The organism is Microbispora sp. H11081 (genome assembly GCF_012999535.1).
Classification (GTDB): Bacteria; Actinomycetota; Actinomycetes; order Streptosporangiales; family Streptosporangiaceae; genus Microbispora.
Window position 1 is genome coordinate 145,720 of record NZ_JABBWV010000002.1, and the last position, 14,746, is coordinate 160,465.

Sequence of the window (14,746 nt, forward strand, 5' to 3'; positions counted from 1 at the left end):
TCCCCAGCCGGAGGACACCACAGCCATGAATACTCCGCAGAGTGCCCCGGTGGGCCAGTCCTGGCGAGACCTGCCCGCGGCGCAGCAGCCCGAGTACCCCGACCCTGAGGCTCTGCGCGGCGTGATCGCGGACCTCGAGTCGTTCCCCCCGCTCGTCTTCGCCGGCGAATGCGACCAACTGCGCGCCCGCCTGGGAGCCGTCGCCAGGGGCGAGGCGTTCCTGCTTCAGGGCGGCGACTGCGCCGAGACCTTCGGCGGGGTCTCCGCCGAGCAGATCCGCGGCAAGCTCAAGACGCTGCTTCAGATGAGCGCGGTCCTCACCTACGCCGCCTCCGTGCCCGTCGTCAAGGTGGGCCGGATCGCGGGGCAGTACTCCAAGCCGCGTTCCCTGCCGACCGAGACCCGCGACGGGGTGACGCTCCCGAGCTACCGGGGCGACTCCGTCAACGGCCTGGAATTCACCCCGGAGGCCCGCACCCCCGACCCGGATCGGCTCAGGCGGATGTACCACGCGTCCGCCTCGACGCTGAACCTGGTGCGGGCCTTCACCACCGGGGGGTACGCGGACCTGCGCCAGGTGCACGCCTGGAACCAGGACTTCGTGAGGTCGTCGCCCGCGGGCCGGCGCTACGAGGCCCTGGCCACGGAGATCGACCGGGCGCTGACGTTCATGCACGCGTGCGGGGCCGATCCCGAGGAGTTCGGCTCCGTCGAGTTCTACTCCTCCCATGAGGCGCTGATCCTGGAGTACGAGTCGGCGCTGACCCGTAAGGACTCGCGCACGGGGCGGCGGTACGACGTGTCGGCGCACCTGGTGTGGATCGGGGAGCGCACCCGGCAGCTCGACCACGCGCATGTCGCGTTCGCCGCCGGCATCGGCAACCCGATCGCGGTGAAACTGGGCCCGTCCAGCACGCCGGAGGAGGCGCTGGCCCTGATCGACCGGCTCGACCCGGAGCGGGAGCCCGGCCGGCTGACGTTCATCACGCGGATGGGCGCGCGCGGCGTCAGGGACCGGCTGCCCGAGCTGGTGGAGAAGGTGACCGCCGAGGGCGCGAAGGTGGTGTGGGTCTGCGACCCGATGCACGGCAACACCTTCGAGGCGGCGTCCGGGCACAAGACCCGCCGCTTCGACGACGTGCTCGACGAGGTCAGAGGCTTCTTCGAGGTGCACAGGGCGCTCGGCACCCACCCGGGCGGCATCCACGTGGAGCTCACCGGCGACGACGTCACCGAGTGCCTGGGCGGCGGTGACGAGATCCTCGTCGACCATCTGCACCGGCGCTACGAGACCGCCTGCGACCCCCGGCTCAACCGCAGCCAGTCACTCGAACTGGCCTTCCTCGTCGCGGAGATGCTCCGCCAGGACCCGGCGGGAGGGGCGGACCGCACGAGCGGCGCAGGGCAGACCGTACGCGCGGTGCGGGGCGCCGTACAGGTCGAGCGGGACGACGAGCCGCACCTCCTGGAGAGCGTCGAGACCCTGCTCCGCGAGATCATGGAGGTCAACGGCCTGTCGCGGGACGACCTCATCAGCATCGTGTTCACCTCCACCCCCGACCTGGTCAGCGCGTTCCCCGCCGCGGCGGCGCGCGCGATCGGCCTCACGCACGTCCCCCTGATGTGCGCGCGGGAACTCGACGTGCGGGGAGCGCTGCCGAGGACCGTACGCGTCCTCGCGCACGTGCGGACGACCCGGCCCGTCCGCGACGTCCGGCACGTGTACCTGGGGGGCGCCGCGGCGCTGCGCGAAGACCTGGCGCGGCGGGACGAAGGGGGCGTGACCCGGTGATACGCACCATGGCGGTGGTGGGCACGGGTTTGATCGGGACATCGGTGGGGCTCGCGGTGAGCCGGCACGGCGTCATGGTGCACCTGCTGGACCAGGACGAGACGGCGGCCCGCACCGCGGCGGCGCTGGGCGCGGGCGTGGCCGGCGCCCCGGCGGAGCGGGTGGACCTCGCCGTGATCGCCGTGCCGCCCAGCAGGGTCGGCACGGTTCTGGCCGAGCAGCAGTTGCGCGGCCTCGCCCACGCCTACACGGACGTGGCGAGCGTGAAGTCCGCCCCGGCCAGGGACGTGCTGCGCACCATCTCCGATCCGGTGACGTTCGTGGGCGGGCATCCGCTGGCGGGCCGGGAGAGGTCGGGCCCGCTGGCGGCCCGCGCCGACCTCTTCGAGGACCGGTCGTGGGTGCTGACGCCCACGCGGGCCACCTCGCAGCCGGCCTTGAACCGGGTGCTTGAGATGGTCGCCCTGTGCGGGGCGATCCCCGTGGTGATGGAGGACCAGGCGCATGACGCCGCGGTTGCGCTGACCTCGCACGCGCCGCACGTGGTGGCCAGCCTGATGGCGGCGCGGCTCCAGGCGGGGCCCGAGGAGGCCTTCCGGCTCGCCGGGCAGGGGCTGCGCGACGTCACCCGCATCGCGGCCGGCGACCCCCGCCTGTGGAGCGACATCCTCCAGGCCAACGCCGCCGCGGTCGCCAGGGTGCTGCGCGCGCTGAGCGATGACCTGTCGGCGGTGCTGGCCGCGCTCGACGACCTCGCGGCGGCAGAACCGGAGCGCGAGGGCCACAGCGTGATGCGGATCGAGGAACTGCTGCGCCGGGGCATCGCCGGGCTCGACCGGGTCCACGGCAGACGCACCGGCGCGCCCGCGGGCCAGGTGCGGCTGCGGGTCGCCGTGGGGGAGCGGCCCGGAGAGCTGGCGCCGCTGCTCGGCAGGCTCGCGGAGCTCGGGGCCGGCCTCGACGACGTCACCGTCACGGCGTCCCAGGATCGTGGCGTCCTCCTCGCGGAGTTCGGCGTGCCCGCCGTCCGGGCGGAGGCGGCGTGGCGGGCGCTGACCGAGGACGGGTGGGCCGCCGAACGCCTCCAGCCGATCGCGGCGAGGGAAGGCCCGCCCGCCGCTCCCGGCGCCCCGCCGCTGGACCGTCAGGCGGAACCGGGCAGGCAGGAGGCCCTTAGCAAGCCCTGAGCAAGCCGTGAGCGCGGCGGCGGCGGCCGGTGGCCGGGGTGAGGGCCGCGTGGTTGCCGCCGCCCTGACGGCAGGGCATAGGCTTGAGGCTCTCTGAAGTTGGAGGTCCTCTCTTGCTGGTTGACTCCTTCGGCCGGGTCGCGACCGACCTGCGCGTGTCGCTGACCGACCGGTGCAACCTGCGCTGCTCGTACTGCATGCCACCCGAGGGCCTCGACTGGCTGCCCAAGCCCGAACTGCTCACCGGCGAGGAGATCGTCCGCCTCGTCACGGTCGGCGTGGAGCGGCTCGGCATCCGGGAGGTCCGCTTCACCGGTGGAGAGCCGCTGCTGCGGCGGGAGCTGGTCGAGATCGTGGCCGCGACCACCGCGCTGAGCCCGCGTCCCCAGGTGTCGCTGACGACCAACGGCATCGGCCTCGCCCGCCTCGCGGAGCCGCTCGCCGCGGCCGGTCTGGACCGCGTCAACGTTTCCCTGGACACGCTCGACCGGGACGTGTTCGTCCGGCTCGCGCACCGCGACCGGCTGCGGGACGTGCTGGACGGGCTCGCCGCCGCCGCGGCGGCGGGGCTCACGCCGGTCAAGGTCAACGCGGTGCTGATGCGCGGCGTCAACGAGCACGAGGCGGTGCCGCTGCTGCGCCACTGCATCGACCATGGGTACGAGCTGCGCTTCATCGAGCAGATGCCGCTCGACGCCCAGCACGGCTGGCGCCGCGAGAACATGATCACGGCCGACGAGATCCTCGGGCTGCTCAAGGACTCCTTCGACCTCACCGAGGACGACCCGCGTGAGCGGGGCAGCGCGCCGGCCGAGCTGTTCCTGGTGGACGGCGGCCCGTGGCGGGTCGGGGTGATCGGCTCGGTCACCCGGCCGTTCTGCGGCGCCTGCGACCGCGTACGGATCACCGCGGACGGCCAGGTCCGCAACTGCCTGTTCGCCACCGAGGAGTCCGACCTGCGTACGGCGCTGCGCTCGGGAGCCTCCGACGAGGAACTGGCGGAGCGGTGGGTCGCGGCGGTGCGGGGGAAGAAGGCCGGGCACGGGATCGACGACCCGGCGTTCCTGCAGCCGGCTCGTCCGATGTCGGCCATCGGCGGCTGACCGGAGCACCGGAGCCAGCCGTGCGCCCACTCCCCGGAACCCGAACCGGCGCGGCGGCGTACGACGCCCTGATCCTTGCGGGCGGCCGGGCCGAGCGGCTCGGCGGCGCGGACAAGCCGGGCGCGCTCGTCGGCGGGCTTCCCCTGGTCGAGCGCGTGGCGGCGGCGGTCCGCGGCGCCCGCGCCGTCGTCGTGGTGGGCCCGCCGAGGGACCTGCCGGGAGTGGTGTTCACCCGCGAGGACCCGCCGGGCGGCGGTCCCGTGCCGGCGCTGCGCGCCGGTCTCGCCGAGGTGACCGCTCCACTGGTCGTCCTGCTCGCCGCCGACCTGCCGTTCCTCACCGCCGGCCACGCCGGGGCGCTCCTCGGGGCCGTGCCCGAGGGCGGCGCGGGCGCGGTGCTCGTGGACGACGGAGGCCGCGAGCAGTGGCTCACCGGGGCGTGGCGGACGGCGGCGCTGCGGGAGGCGCTCGGCGCGTACCGGGGGCGGTCGCTGCGCGGCCTGCTCGGCCCGCTGGCGCCGGCGCTCGTACGCCCGCCGGTGGCGCCAGGCGAGACCCCGCCGTGGTTCGATTGCGACACCGCCGACGATCTCCGCGCGGCCCGCGAACGGGCCGCGGACATGGGCTGAAGGGAGTGCGCGTGAACGTGCTGGAGGAATGGACGGCGCTGGTCTGCCGCGAACTGGGCGTCGACCCCGCCCGCGTGGACAGGACGGCGGTGCTCGACCTGACCAGGGACGTGGCGCACGGCGTCGCCCGACCGGCCGCGCCGCTGACCGCCTATCTGCTGGGGCTGGCGCAGGGGGCCGGCACCGCGCCGCCGGACGCGGTGGAGCGGTTGTCGCGGATGGCGAAGGACTGGGCGGAGACGACCGCGTCTCCCGAGGCTCCGGCTTCTGAGACCCCCGGCTCCTGACGCTCTGGACCGGGCTCCGGACCGGGGCTGCCACGGCCCCGGCGCGCCGCAGGAGGGGAAGGGCGGGCGCCGGGGACCGCTCGGCGGAAGGGCCGTCTCCCGGGAGACGACCGCGACGGCCGGTCCGTGAGGTCCGTGAGAAGTCGTCGGAAAAGGGGCGACGCCGGGTGGTTACGGGGGCAAACCACCCGGCGTCGCTTCATCGGCGTTCCGACGGGGGCCCGGAACGCCGGCACCAGCGCTCCGACGGGGGACCAGAGCGCTTGGCTAAACTGTACACCTCTAACCCATGGGTTGCGTCAAGACTTTGTCACGACCCGATCTCGCGTCGATGGCGTGGTATCTCGTTTTGGTCAGGTGAGGTAAAGCCTGCGGGTGGAGGAGGCTCGTGACCTCGCTGATTGGCCCCGATCACGGCAAGATACGGCAAAAGAACTGCGCCCGCGACGAACAGGCCCTTCACGGGCCAGGGGGCGGGCACCGCCACCGCCAGGATCAGGCAGACGAGCCGGATGCCCATCTTGACGAGGTAACTGATCTCCCGTTTGCGCATGTCGTCTCGCAGTGACGGCTGGGCGTCCGTCACCTGGTGAACGACCGGGCGGTCTTTCCTCAACCAGCGCCATGGATTCACGGTTTCCACGGTAGACCCCGGGGTGAGCGGGGTGACGCCCGCACGGCGATACGATCACGCGACAGGCACAGGGCAGGAGGACGTGATGTCGGATCGCACCTACCGGGTGACCGAGATAGTGGGCACCTCGGCCGAGAGCGTCGACCAGGCCATCCGCAACGGCGTCAGGCGGGCCGCCCAGACGCTGCGGCATCTTGACTGGTTCGAGGTCACCGAGGTGCGCGGTCACATCGTGGACGGCGAGGTGGCGCACTTCCAGGTCGGCATGAAGGTGGGCTTCCGCCTCGAGGACGCCTGACCGGGCGACGCGAGCACGCGCGGAGCGCCGGCGACGCGCCGTCGCCCCCGCTCCGCGCGGCGGGCCACTCGGCCTAGCTGGCCTGGCTGACCGTCGACATGTTGAAGTCGGGCACGCGGACCGGCGGCATGACGGCGCGGGTGAACCAGTCGTTCCACTCGCGCGGCAGCGTCTGCTCGCTCGCCCCCACCTCGGTGAGGCGGCCGAGCAGGTCGACCGGCGACTCGTTGAACCGGAAGTTGTTGACCTCGCCCACGACCTCGCCGTTCTCGACGAGGTAGACGCCGTCCCTGGTCAGCCCGGTCAGGAGCAGCGACTGCGGGTCGACCTCCCTGATGTACCACAGGCAGGTCAGCAGCAGGCCCCGCTCGGTCGAGGCGATCATCTCCTCCAGCGAGCGGCCGCCCTCGGGCCCCGTCATGATCAGGTTGTCGATCTGCGGGGTGGCGGCGAGGCCGGTCAGCTCGGCCGAGTGCCGGGTCTGGACGAGATTGGCCAGGGTGCCGTCGCTGACCCACTCGGTGCGGGCCAGGGGGAGGCCGTTGTCGAAGACCGACTGGTCCCGGCTGGAGGAGTGGGCGACGACGAACGGCGGGCACTCGACGCCGGGCCGCGCCGGGTCGCTGTGGAGCGAGATCGGCAGCGGCGAGAGCCGCTCGCCCACCCGGGTGCCGCCGCCGGGCCGTGAGAACACCGTGCGGCCGTCGGCGGCGTCCCGCGCGCCCGCCGACCAGTACAGGTAGATCAGCAGGTCGGACACCGCGGTCGCGGGCAGGAGCGTCTCGTAGCGGCCGGGCTCCAGGCTGATCCGCCGCTTGCCCCAGGTGAGGCGCCGGGCGAGCGTCTCGTCCAGGGCGGCCACGTCCACGTCGGAGAAGTCGCGGGTGGCCACGCCCGTCCACGCGGAGCTCGACAGGTCGGCCGACTTGGCGTTCAGTTCGAGCCGTCCGGTCGGCTGGTCGTGGCGCAGCCGCAGGCCGGTGGACGACCCGACGAACGTCGAGGTCACGATGTGCTCGGCGAAGCCGTACAGCCTGCGGCCCGAGGCGTCGGCGGCGGCGAACGCCTCGCCGAGCGCGGGGGCGAAGTCCCGGAACACGTCGATCGAGGTGGGCTCCACCGGGCGCGCCCAGCTCTCGCCCACGGCGCCCTCCACCAGCGGCCTGGCGTCCTCCGACGGCCGGGCCTCCCGCGCGGCGCGGTCGGCCGCGGCCACCACGTCGGCGAGCTGGTCGGCGCGTACGGCGGAGCGCGAGACGACCCCCACACCGGCGCCCACGACGGAGATCACGGTGAGCCGGGACGAGCGCGCGACCCCGTTGGTGGTCAGCGTGTTGCCGGCGAAGCGCAGGTTGGCGGTCGAGCCCTCGTCCGCGATCACGACGCAGCCGTCGGCCTCGCTCAGCGCGAGCGCCCGCTCCACCGTCTCCTGCGGTGTGATAACCCCGTCGCTCACTTGCCACCCTCCTGGACGGTGTTGAGGATCCGTACGCCGCGGAACAGCGCGGCGGGGGCGCCGTGGCTGACCGGCGCCACCTGGCCGGGCTGGCCCTTGCCGCAGTTGAAGGCACCGCCGAGCACGTACGTCTGCGGCCCGCCGACGGCCTCCATCGAGCGCCAGAAGTCGGTGGTGGTCGCCTGGTAGGCCACGTCGCGCAGCTGTCCGGCCAGCCGGCCGTTCTCGATCTTGTAAAATCGCTGCGCCGTAAACTGGAAGTTGTAGCGCTGCATGTCGATCGACCAGCTCTTGTCGCCGACGACGTAGATCCCCCGTTCGATCCGGGAGACGAGCTCGTCGGTGGAGGGGCCGTCCGCGGCCGGCTGGAGCGACACGTTGGCCATCCGCTGCATCGGGACGTGCCCGGGGGAGTCGGCGAACGCGCAGCCGTTCGACCGGCCGAGCCCCTTGAGCAGCGCCATCCGCCGGTCGAGCTGGTAGCCGGCCAGCATGCCCTCGCGGACGATGTCGAACGACTGGCCCGCCACGCCCTCGTCGTCCCAGCCGACGGTGGCCAGGCCGTGCTCGACCGTGCGGTCGCCCGTGACGTTCATCACGGGAGAGCCGTAGCGCAGGCTGCCGAGCTGGTCGAAGGTGGCGAACGAGGTGCCGGCGTACGCCGCCTCGTAGCCGAGCGCCCGGTCCAGCTCGGTCGCGTGGCCGATCGACTCGTGGATCGTGAGCCACAGGTTCGACGGGTCGATCACGAGGTCGTACTGCCCGGCCTCGACCGAGGGCGCCTTGAGCTTCTCGTCGAGCAGGTCGGGGATCTCGGCGATCTCGGCGGGGAAGTCCCAGCCGGTGCCGGTGAGGTACTCGTACCCGCGGCCGGCCGGCGGTGCGAGCGTGCGCATGTCGTCGAACCGGTCGCCGTCGGCCCGCATCGCCGTCAGCACGGGGTGCAGCCGCACCCGCTGCTGCGTGGTCACCGTGCCGGCCGTGTCGGCGTAGAACTTCTGCTCCTTGACCTGCATGAGCGAGGCCGAGACGTGGTCGACCCTGCCGAGCAGGCCGGACGACCACTCGGCGAGCAGCGCCGCCTTGTCCGGCAGGGGCACCTCGAAGGGGTCCACCTCGTAGGACGACACCCAGGTCACGTCGTCGTACACCGGCTCGGGGGCGAGCTCCACCGGCTCGCGGTTGATGGGCGCGCTGACCGCCGCCACCCGCACGGCCTCCTCCGCCGCCCTGGCCGCCGCCTCCGGGGTCAGCTCGATCCCCGACGCGAAGCCCCAGGTGCCGTCCTTGATGACTCGTACGGCGAAGCCGAGGTCGTCGGCGTCCGATGAGCCTTCGAGCCGGGCGTCGAACAGGCGCAGCGTCTCGGCGCGCACGCGTTCGAGCCGGAAGGAGGCGTGCTCGGCTCCCAGGTCACGGGCGCGCTGCAGGGCCGCGTCCGCCAGCCGCCGCAGCGGCAGGGCGAGGAAGTCGGGGTCGATCTGGCGCATGTCCACGATCCTAACCCTGTGATCTTGTGCCCAGCGGACAAGTGGCTACCCCCAAGTAGCCGATACCGTCGGTCGCATGGTTCGCTCTGTACTCGTCACCGGCGGAAACCGCGGCATCGGTCTCGCCATCGCCCGTGAGCTGTCCGCCGCGGGGGACGCCGTCGCCATCACCTACCGTTCCGGCGAGCCGCCGGAGGGGTTGTTCGGGGTTCGCTGCGATGTGACGAGCTCCGCCGACGTCGACCAGGCGTTCGAGAAGGCCGAGGCCGAGCATGGTCCGGTGGAGGTGGTCATCGCCAACGCGGGGATCACCAAGGACACGCTGCTGCCGATGATGAAGGAGGAGACCTTCACCGACGTCATCGACACGAACCTGACCGGCGCGTACCGCGTCGCCAAGCGGGCCGTACGGCCGATGCTGCGGCTGCGGCGCGGGCGCATCATCCTGATCTCCTCCGTCGTCGGCCTGTCCGGCTCGGCGGGCCAGACCAACTACGCCGCCTCCAAGGCGGGCCTGGTCGGCTTCGGCCGGTCGCTGGCCCGCGAGCTCGGCTCGCGCGGCATCACGGTCAACGTGGTCGCGCCGGGATTCGTGGAGACCGACATGACCGCGGTGCTCGACGAGGCGCAGCAGGAGCAGATCCGCAAGAGCATCCCGCTGGGGCGGCAGGCGCAGGCGGAGGAGGTCGCCAGGGTCGTCAGGTTCCTGGCGAGCGACGACGCCTCCTACATCACCGGGGCGGTCATCCCCGTCGACGGCGGCCTCGGCATGGGCCACTGAGCGGACGACAGACTGGAGCTGGACATGGGTTTGCTGGACGGGAAGCGACTGCTGGTCACCGGCGTCCTCACCGATTCGTCGATCGCCTTCAACGTCGCGAAGCTCGCCCAGGAGGAGGGCGCCAGCGTCGTGCTGACCGGCTACGGCCGCCTCAGCCTGGTCGAGCGGATCGCCAAGCGGCTGCCCGAGCCGCCGCCGGTGGTCGAGCTCGACGTGCAGGACACCGACCACCTCGACACCCTCGCCGACCGTGTCGGCGCGCATGTCGACGGGCTTGACGGAGTCGTCCACTCGATCGGGTTCGCCCCGCAGTCGTGCCTTGGCGGCAACTTCCTCAACACCTCGTGGGAGGACGTCGCGACGGCGGTGCACGTCTCGACGTTCTCGTTCAAGTCGCTCGCCGTCGCCTGCCTGCCGCTGATGAAGGAGGGCGGCTCGGTCGTCGGGCTCGACTTCGACGCGAGCAAGGCGTGGCCCGTGTACGACTGGATGGGCGTGGCGAAGGCCGGGCTCGAGTCCTGCTCGCGCTACCTCGCCAGGGACCTCGGCAAGCACGGCATCCGGGTCAACCTCGTCGCCGCGGGTCCGCTGCGCACGATGGCGGCCAAGAGCATCCCCGGGTTCCAGGAGTTCGAGGAGTCGTGGCCGGAGCGCGCGCCGCTCGGCTGGGACCTGACCGACACCGCGCCCGCCGCGAAGGCGTGCGTCGCGTTGCTGTCGGACTGGTTCCCCGCCACCACCGGTGAGATCGTGCACGTCGACGGCGGCGTGCACGCGATGGGCGCCTGACGGCGCCCGTCGCGGGCGGCATCCGGACCGGCCGGTGTTCAGGCGAGCCGGTGCCGCCCCGACCTGCCGGGCAGCCGCAGGCCGCCCTCGAGCGGGATCGACTCGCGCGGCTCCTGCTGCCCGCCGCGCGCCCGCCGCGCCGAGACCACGCGGGTGGCGAGCAGCGCGGACAGCAGCAGCGCGGCGGTGAGGGCCGTCCCCGCCGCGTCGCTGGACCGGGAGGCGCGCGTGTGCGCCGCCCCGGAGCCGTTGCGCCACTCTCGTAGCTCGCGCAGTTCCGGCAGCTTCTGCCCGGGCCACAGGAGGGGGATCAGGCCGTCCTCGTCTGGGTCCACCGTGGACCGGTGGCGCGGCTGCGGCGCGTCCTCCCGCGCCGAGACGAGACGCGGCCGGTACGGCTCCCGCCGAAGGGCGCCGTCGGGTGTCATTGACGTCTTCCTGGCCGGCTTCTTGCCGGCCGCGGGTGCGTCGCCCGCCTTGTCCTTGTCCTCGCCGCTCTCGCGCTGTACCTGGGACGCGCACTTCTCGCCCGCGACCAGTGGCAGGCAGGTGCCCTGGACGGCGCGGGTGAGCCCGTCGGTGAGCTTCCGCACGCTCGGGACGGGGCTCTGCGTGACGGCCGGCTTGCCCGTGACCGCCTCCGTCGCCGTGCCCGCGGCTCCGCTCGCCGCGCCGACCGCGGTGTCCACGCCTCCGGTCAGCGTCTGCCCGGCCTTGTCGACCGTCTTGCCGACGTCGTGGACCGCGGTGCCCGCGGCCCCCGTGGTCGTCTCCAGCGTGTCGTCCACGACCTTGGTGACCGGCTCCGTCAGTCCGCCGGTGGCCTTGTCCGCGACGTCGGTCACGCCGTCCGTCACCTGGCCCACGCCGCCGACCAGGGAGCAGACGCCGCCGGTGATGCCCGAGAGCAGCCCGTCGCCTCCCGTGCAGTCGAGCGCCTGGGCCGGGGATGCGCCGAGAGGGACTCCGGCCAGTGCGATCGCGAGAGCCCCGCCGGAGATCGCGCAGGCCTTGCCTACGATCCCCATGTGTCCCCTTCCGCAGTCTCTGGTTCATCCCCCGACATACCCGCCACTCTTCGCCAGAGCGCGGGGTTATGCAGCAGAAAGTTGCAGTTCGGTATCGATGTGTGATACGTGAGGACGATTCTCGTTCGCCCGGCGCGCGGCGCCGCGGCGCTCACGGGTCGGAGACGTCGTCCAGAGCCTCGCGGATCTCCCATGGCAGTGTCAGCTTCTCGGCCTGTAACACGCCGAGGAGCTGGGCGTGGGTGCGCGCGCCGACGATCGCCGACGACACGCCCGGGCGGTCGCGCACCCAGGCGAGCGCCACCGCGAGCGGCGACACGCCGAGACCCTCCGCCGCCGTGGTCACCGACTCCACGATGCTGCGGCACCGCTCGTCCAGGTAGGGCCGGACGAACTCGGCGAGGTGCGGGGTGGCGGCGCGGGAGTCGGCCGGGATCCCGGTGCGGTACTTGCCGGTCAGCACGCCGCGTCCCAGCGGCGACCAGGCGAGGACCCCGGCGCCGACGTGCGCCGCGGCCGGGAGCAGTTCCTCCTCGGCGTCCCTGGCCAGCAGGGAGTACTCCGCCTGCGCCGCGACGATCGGGGCCCGCGAGTCGCCGCACCGCTGCCGGGTGGCGGCGGCCGCGAGCTGCCAGCCGGCGTAGTTGCACACGCCCGCGTAGGCCGTACGGCCGGTGGAGACGGCGAAGTCGACGGCGGCGAGCGTCTCCTCCAGCGGCACCCGGGGGTCGAACGCGTGGAGCTGCCACAGGTCGACCTCGTCCAGCCCGAGCCGGCCCAGGGAGGCGTCCAGCGCCTGGATGAGATGGCGGCGGGAGGCGTCCCGCTCCCCGCCGGGGGTGAGCACCGCCTTGGTGGCGATCACCAGCTCCGCGCGGGGCACCACGTCGCGGACGAGCCGGCCGATCAGGCGCTCGGCGTCGCCGCCGCCGTACACGTCCGCGGTGTCGATCAGCGTGCCGCCCGCCTCGGCGAAGGCGGTGAGCTGCGCCGTCGCCTCCTCGGCGGAGGTGTCCCTGGCCCAGGTCATCGTGCCGAGCCCGATCCTGGACACCGACAGGCCGCTGCGCCCGACTAGTCGCTGATCCATGGTTCGGACAGACTAGCCGATAGGCTGTCCGCACCATGGACGTACTACAGGCGATCGTGCTCGGGCTCGTGCAGGGGCTCACCGAGTTCCTGCCAATCTCCAGCTCGGCCCACCTGCTGATCGTGCCCAAGCTGGCCGGATGGGGCGATCCCGGCGCCGCGTTCACCGCGGTGATCCAGCTCGGCACCATGCTCGCGGTGCTCATCTACTTCTGGCGGGACATCGTCCGCATCTCCTGGACCTGGCTGCGCAGCCTGTGGACGCCGGAGCTGCGGGGCGACCTCGACGCGCGCATGGGGTGGTACATCGGCCTGGGCACGATCCCGATCGGCGTCGCGGGACTGCTGTTCAAGGACGCGATCGAGGGCCCGGCCCGCAACCTGTGGCTGAACGCGGCCATGCTCATCGTCTTCGGCCTGCTGCTGCTCGCGGCCGACCAGATGGGCCGCAAGAAGAAGGAGGTCGCCGACCTCACCATGCGCGACGGCCTGATCATCGGCGCGTGGCAGATGCTGCCGCTGATCCCCGGCGCGTCCCGCTCGGGCTCCACGATGACCGGCGCCATGTTCCTCGGGTACACGCGCGAGGCGGCCGCCCGCTACTCCTTCCTGCTGTCGATCCCGGCGGTGATCCTGTCGGGGCTGTTCGAGCTGCGGCACGTCGGCGACGGCGGCGGCCCGCCGGTGGCGGCCACCGTGGTCGCGACCCTCGTGTCGTTCGTCGTCGGGTACGCCTCCATCGCCTGGCTGCTGCGTTACGTCGCGCGCCACTCGACCATCGTCTTCGTCGTCTACCGGGTGTTCGCCGGAACGTTCCTCCTCACGCTGCTGTCCCTCGGAGTGGTGCAGTCATGACGACCGTATTGTTCGTACGGCACGGCCTCACCGCGATGACCGGCCCGGTGCTGGCCGGCTGGACCCCGGGCGTCCATCTCGACGAGCGCGGCAGGGAGCAGGCGAGCGCGGTGGCCGGGCGGCTCGCGCCCCTGGAGCTCGACGCCATCGTGTCCAGCCCGCTGGAGCGGTGCGTGGAGACCGCCGCCGCCATCGCGCAGGGCCGCCCTCTGTCGGTGCAGACCGACGACAGGTTCGGTGAGTGCGGCTACGGCGAGTGGACCGGCCGGCCGCTGAAGGAGCTGGCCGAGGAGCCGCTGTGGCGGGTCGTGCAGGCACATCCGAGCGCGGCGGTGTTCCCCGGCGGCGAGGCCATGGCCGAGGTGCAGAACAGGGCCGTGCGGGCCGTGCGCGACTGGAACGAGCGGCTCGGCGAGAAGGCCACCTACGTGGTCTGCAGCCACGGCGACGTGATCAAGGCGATCGTGGCCGACGCGCTCGGCCTCCATCTGGACCAGTTCCAGCGGGTGACGGCCGACCCCGCCTCCGTCACGGTGATCCGCTACACCCCCCTGCGTCCCTTCCTGCTCAGGGCCAACGACGTGGGCGGCGGGATCGCCAACCTGTTGCCGCCGCCGGAGGTGTCGGAGGGCGGGAACGGGGGAGAAACAAGCACCGGAAGCGACGCCGCCGTCGGCGGCGGAGCCGGGACCACATAAGGTCGGGCTATGCCGGTCTTCGACTACGATCCGCCTGACAGGTTCGTGGCCGGTGCCGTGGGGCAACCGGGCGCACGAGCCTTCTTCCTGCAGGCACGCGGCCAGGGCAGGATCACCACGGTGGCGCTCGAGAAGTTCCAGGTCGCCGTGCTGGCCGACCGTCTCGACGAGCTGCTCGACGAGGTGCTGCGGCGAAGCGGGGGACGCGCGCCCGTCCCGGCCATGGCCCCCGCGGAACTGGCCGACGAGGGCCCCCTCGACCTGCCGATCGACGAGGACTTCCGCGTGGGGACGATGGCGCTCGCCTGGGATCCGGAAACGGCGCAGGTGATCATCGAGGCGCAGGAGGCCACGGAGGACGACGAGGAGGAGGACGAGCCGCCGCTGGACGACGGCCGGCCCGAGCCCGCCGTGCTCAGGGTGCGGATCAGCGCCGCCGCCGCCCGCGCGTTCAGCCGCCGGGCGCTCGACGTGGTGGCCGCGGGCCGCCCGCCGTGCCCGCTGTGCGGCAGGCCGCTCGATCCCGAGGGGCACATCTGCGTCCGCCTCAACGGTCATCATCCCGGGGTGTTCTCGGCATGAGGGGCACGGTGTGAGCGGGCGGAAGGGTGGCGGCACGCCGCGCGGGCG

Annotated in this window: 16 protein-coding genes and 1 pseudogene; 12 read left to right on the forward strand and 5 right to left on the reverse strand. The window is 72.8% G+C overall.

The features are described from left to right. Positions 1-25: 25 nt before the first annotated feature. The 6 genes and pseudogenes from HHX31_RS05890 to HHX31_RS34135 all read left to right on the forward strand — a co-directional run. Positions 26-1,366 (forward strand): annotated as a pseudogene (locus HHX31_RS05890) (class II 3-deoxy-7-phosphoheptulonate synthase); the annotation flags it as partial. Further along, positions 1,355-1,792, forward strand: a complete 438-nt coding sequence (aroH, locus tag HHX31_RS33550) for a chorismate mutase (RefSeq protein WP_211589444.1) — start codon at positions 1,355-1,357, stop codon at positions 1,790-1,792. The pseudogene HHX31_RS05890 and the gene aroH, both read left to right, overlap by 12 nt. An 8-nt stretch (positions 1,793-1,800) precedes the next feature. Then, positions 1,801-2,979 carry a prephenate dehydrogenase gene (locus HHX31_RS05895; protein WP_211589445.1) on the forward strand — a complete coding sequence of 393 codons (1,179 nt, stop codon included), beginning with the start codon at positions 1,801-1,803 and terminating at the stop codon, positions 2,977-2,979. Between the two features lie 113 nt (positions 2,980-3,092). Continuing rightward, complete coding sequence (gene moaA / locus HHX31_RS05900; RefSeq protein WP_169945870.1) at positions 3,093-4,082, forward strand: GTP 3',8-cyclase MoaA; 990 nt, start codon at positions 3,093-3,095, stop codon at positions 4,080-4,082. 20 nt (positions 4,083-4,102) lie between these two features. After that, entirely contained in the window at positions 4,103-4,711 is a 609-nt protein-coding gene (locus HHX31_RS34130) for an NTP transferase domain-containing protein (protein WP_311931609.1), read from the forward strand. A gap of 11 nt (positions 4,712-4,722) precedes the next feature. Beyond that, the gene (locus HHX31_RS34135) at positions 4,723-4,998 is read left to right on the forward strand and encodes a DUF6457 domain-containing protein (protein WP_311931610.1); all 276 of its coding nucleotides are present in this window, start codon (positions 4,723-4,725) and stop codon (positions 4,996-4,998) included. Positions 4,999-5,308: 310 nt separating this feature from the next. On the opposite strand, the gene HHX31_RS05910 is transcribed toward HHX31_RS34135, so the two are convergent. Continuing rightward, positions 5,309-5,632: a DUF3099 domain-containing protein gene (locus tag HHX31_RS05910; protein WP_311931611.1), complete on the reverse strand. Its 324-nt coding sequence runs from the start codon at positions 5,630-5,632 to the stop codon at positions 5,309-5,311. A gap of 85 nt (positions 5,633-5,717) precedes the next feature. On the opposite strand from HHX31_RS05910, the gene HHX31_RS05915 reads away from it, so the two are divergent. Next, on the forward strand, positions 5,718-5,930 hold the full coding sequence (locus HHX31_RS05915; RefSeq protein WP_169945874.1) for a dodecin: 213 nt from the start codon (positions 5,718-5,720) through the stop codon (positions 5,928-5,930). Between the two features lie 73 nt (positions 5,931-6,003). Here the strand turns inward: HHX31_RS05915 and HHX31_RS05920 are convergent, their stop codons facing one another. Continuing rightward, positions 6,004-7,386, reverse strand: coding sequence for a metallopeptidase TldD-related protein (locus tag HHX31_RS05920; protein ID WP_311931612.1), 1,383 nt, complete (start codon positions 7,384-7,386; stop codon positions 6,004-6,006). Beyond that, a complete protein-coding gene (locus HHX31_RS05925; protein WP_169945876.1) occupies positions 7,383-8,876 on the reverse strand; it encodes a TldD/PmbA family protein in 1,494 nt (497 codons plus the stop codon). Before HHX31_RS05925 ends, HHX31_RS05920 begins: the two co-directional genes overlap by 4 nt. A gap of 76 nt (positions 8,877-8,952) precedes the next feature. On the opposite strand from HHX31_RS05925, the gene fabG reads away from it, so the two are divergent. Next, a complete protein-coding gene (fabG, locus tag HHX31_RS05930) occupies positions 8,953-9,657 on the forward strand; it encodes a 3-oxoacyl-[acyl-carrier-protein] reductase (RefSeq protein ID WP_169945878.1) in 705 nt (234 codons plus the stop codon). A gap of 24 nt (positions 9,658-9,681) precedes the next feature. Then, a complete protein-coding gene (gene fabI, locus HHX31_RS05935; RefSeq protein WP_169945880.1) occupies positions 9,682-10,446 on the forward strand; it encodes an enoyl-ACP reductase FabI in 765 nt (254 codons plus the stop codon). Between the two features lie 38 nt (positions 10,447-10,484). Here the strand turns inward: fabI and HHX31_RS05940 are convergent, their stop codons facing one another. Then, a complete protein-coding gene (locus tag HHX31_RS05940; RefSeq protein ID WP_169945882.1) occupies positions 10,485-11,474 on the reverse strand; it encodes a hypothetical protein in 990 nt (329 codons plus the stop codon). Between the two features lie 151 nt (positions 11,475-11,625). Beyond that, a complete protein-coding gene (locus HHX31_RS05945; RefSeq protein ID WP_169945884.1) occupies positions 11,626-12,564 on the reverse strand; it encodes an aldo/keto reductase in 939 nt (312 codons plus the stop codon). Between the two features lie 35 nt (positions 12,565-12,599). Between HHX31_RS05945 and HHX31_RS05950 the strand changes: the two genes are divergently transcribed. From HHX31_RS05950 to HHX31_RS05960, 3 genes are read left to right on the forward strand one after another with little or no spacing between them, the layout of a single operon-like run. Beyond that, positions 12,600-13,418 (forward strand): undecaprenyl-diphosphate phosphatase, encoded by an 819-nt coding sequence (locus HHX31_RS05950; RefSeq protein WP_169945886.1) that lies wholly within the window; start codon positions 12,600-12,602, stop codon positions 13,416-13,418. After that, the gene (locus HHX31_RS05955) at positions 13,415-14,116 is read left to right on the forward strand and encodes a histidine phosphatase family protein (protein WP_169945888.1); all 702 of its coding nucleotides are present in this window, start codon (positions 13,415-13,417) and stop codon (positions 14,114-14,116) included. Before HHX31_RS05950 ends, HHX31_RS05955 begins: the two co-directional genes overlap by 4 nt. Positions 14,117-14,125: 9 nt before the next feature. After that, a complete protein-coding gene (locus HHX31_RS05960; protein ID WP_169945890.1) occupies positions 14,126-14,698 on the forward strand; it encodes a DUF3090 domain-containing protein in 573 nt (190 codons plus the stop codon). The last annotated feature ends 48 nt before the right edge of the window (positions 14,699-14,746 follow it).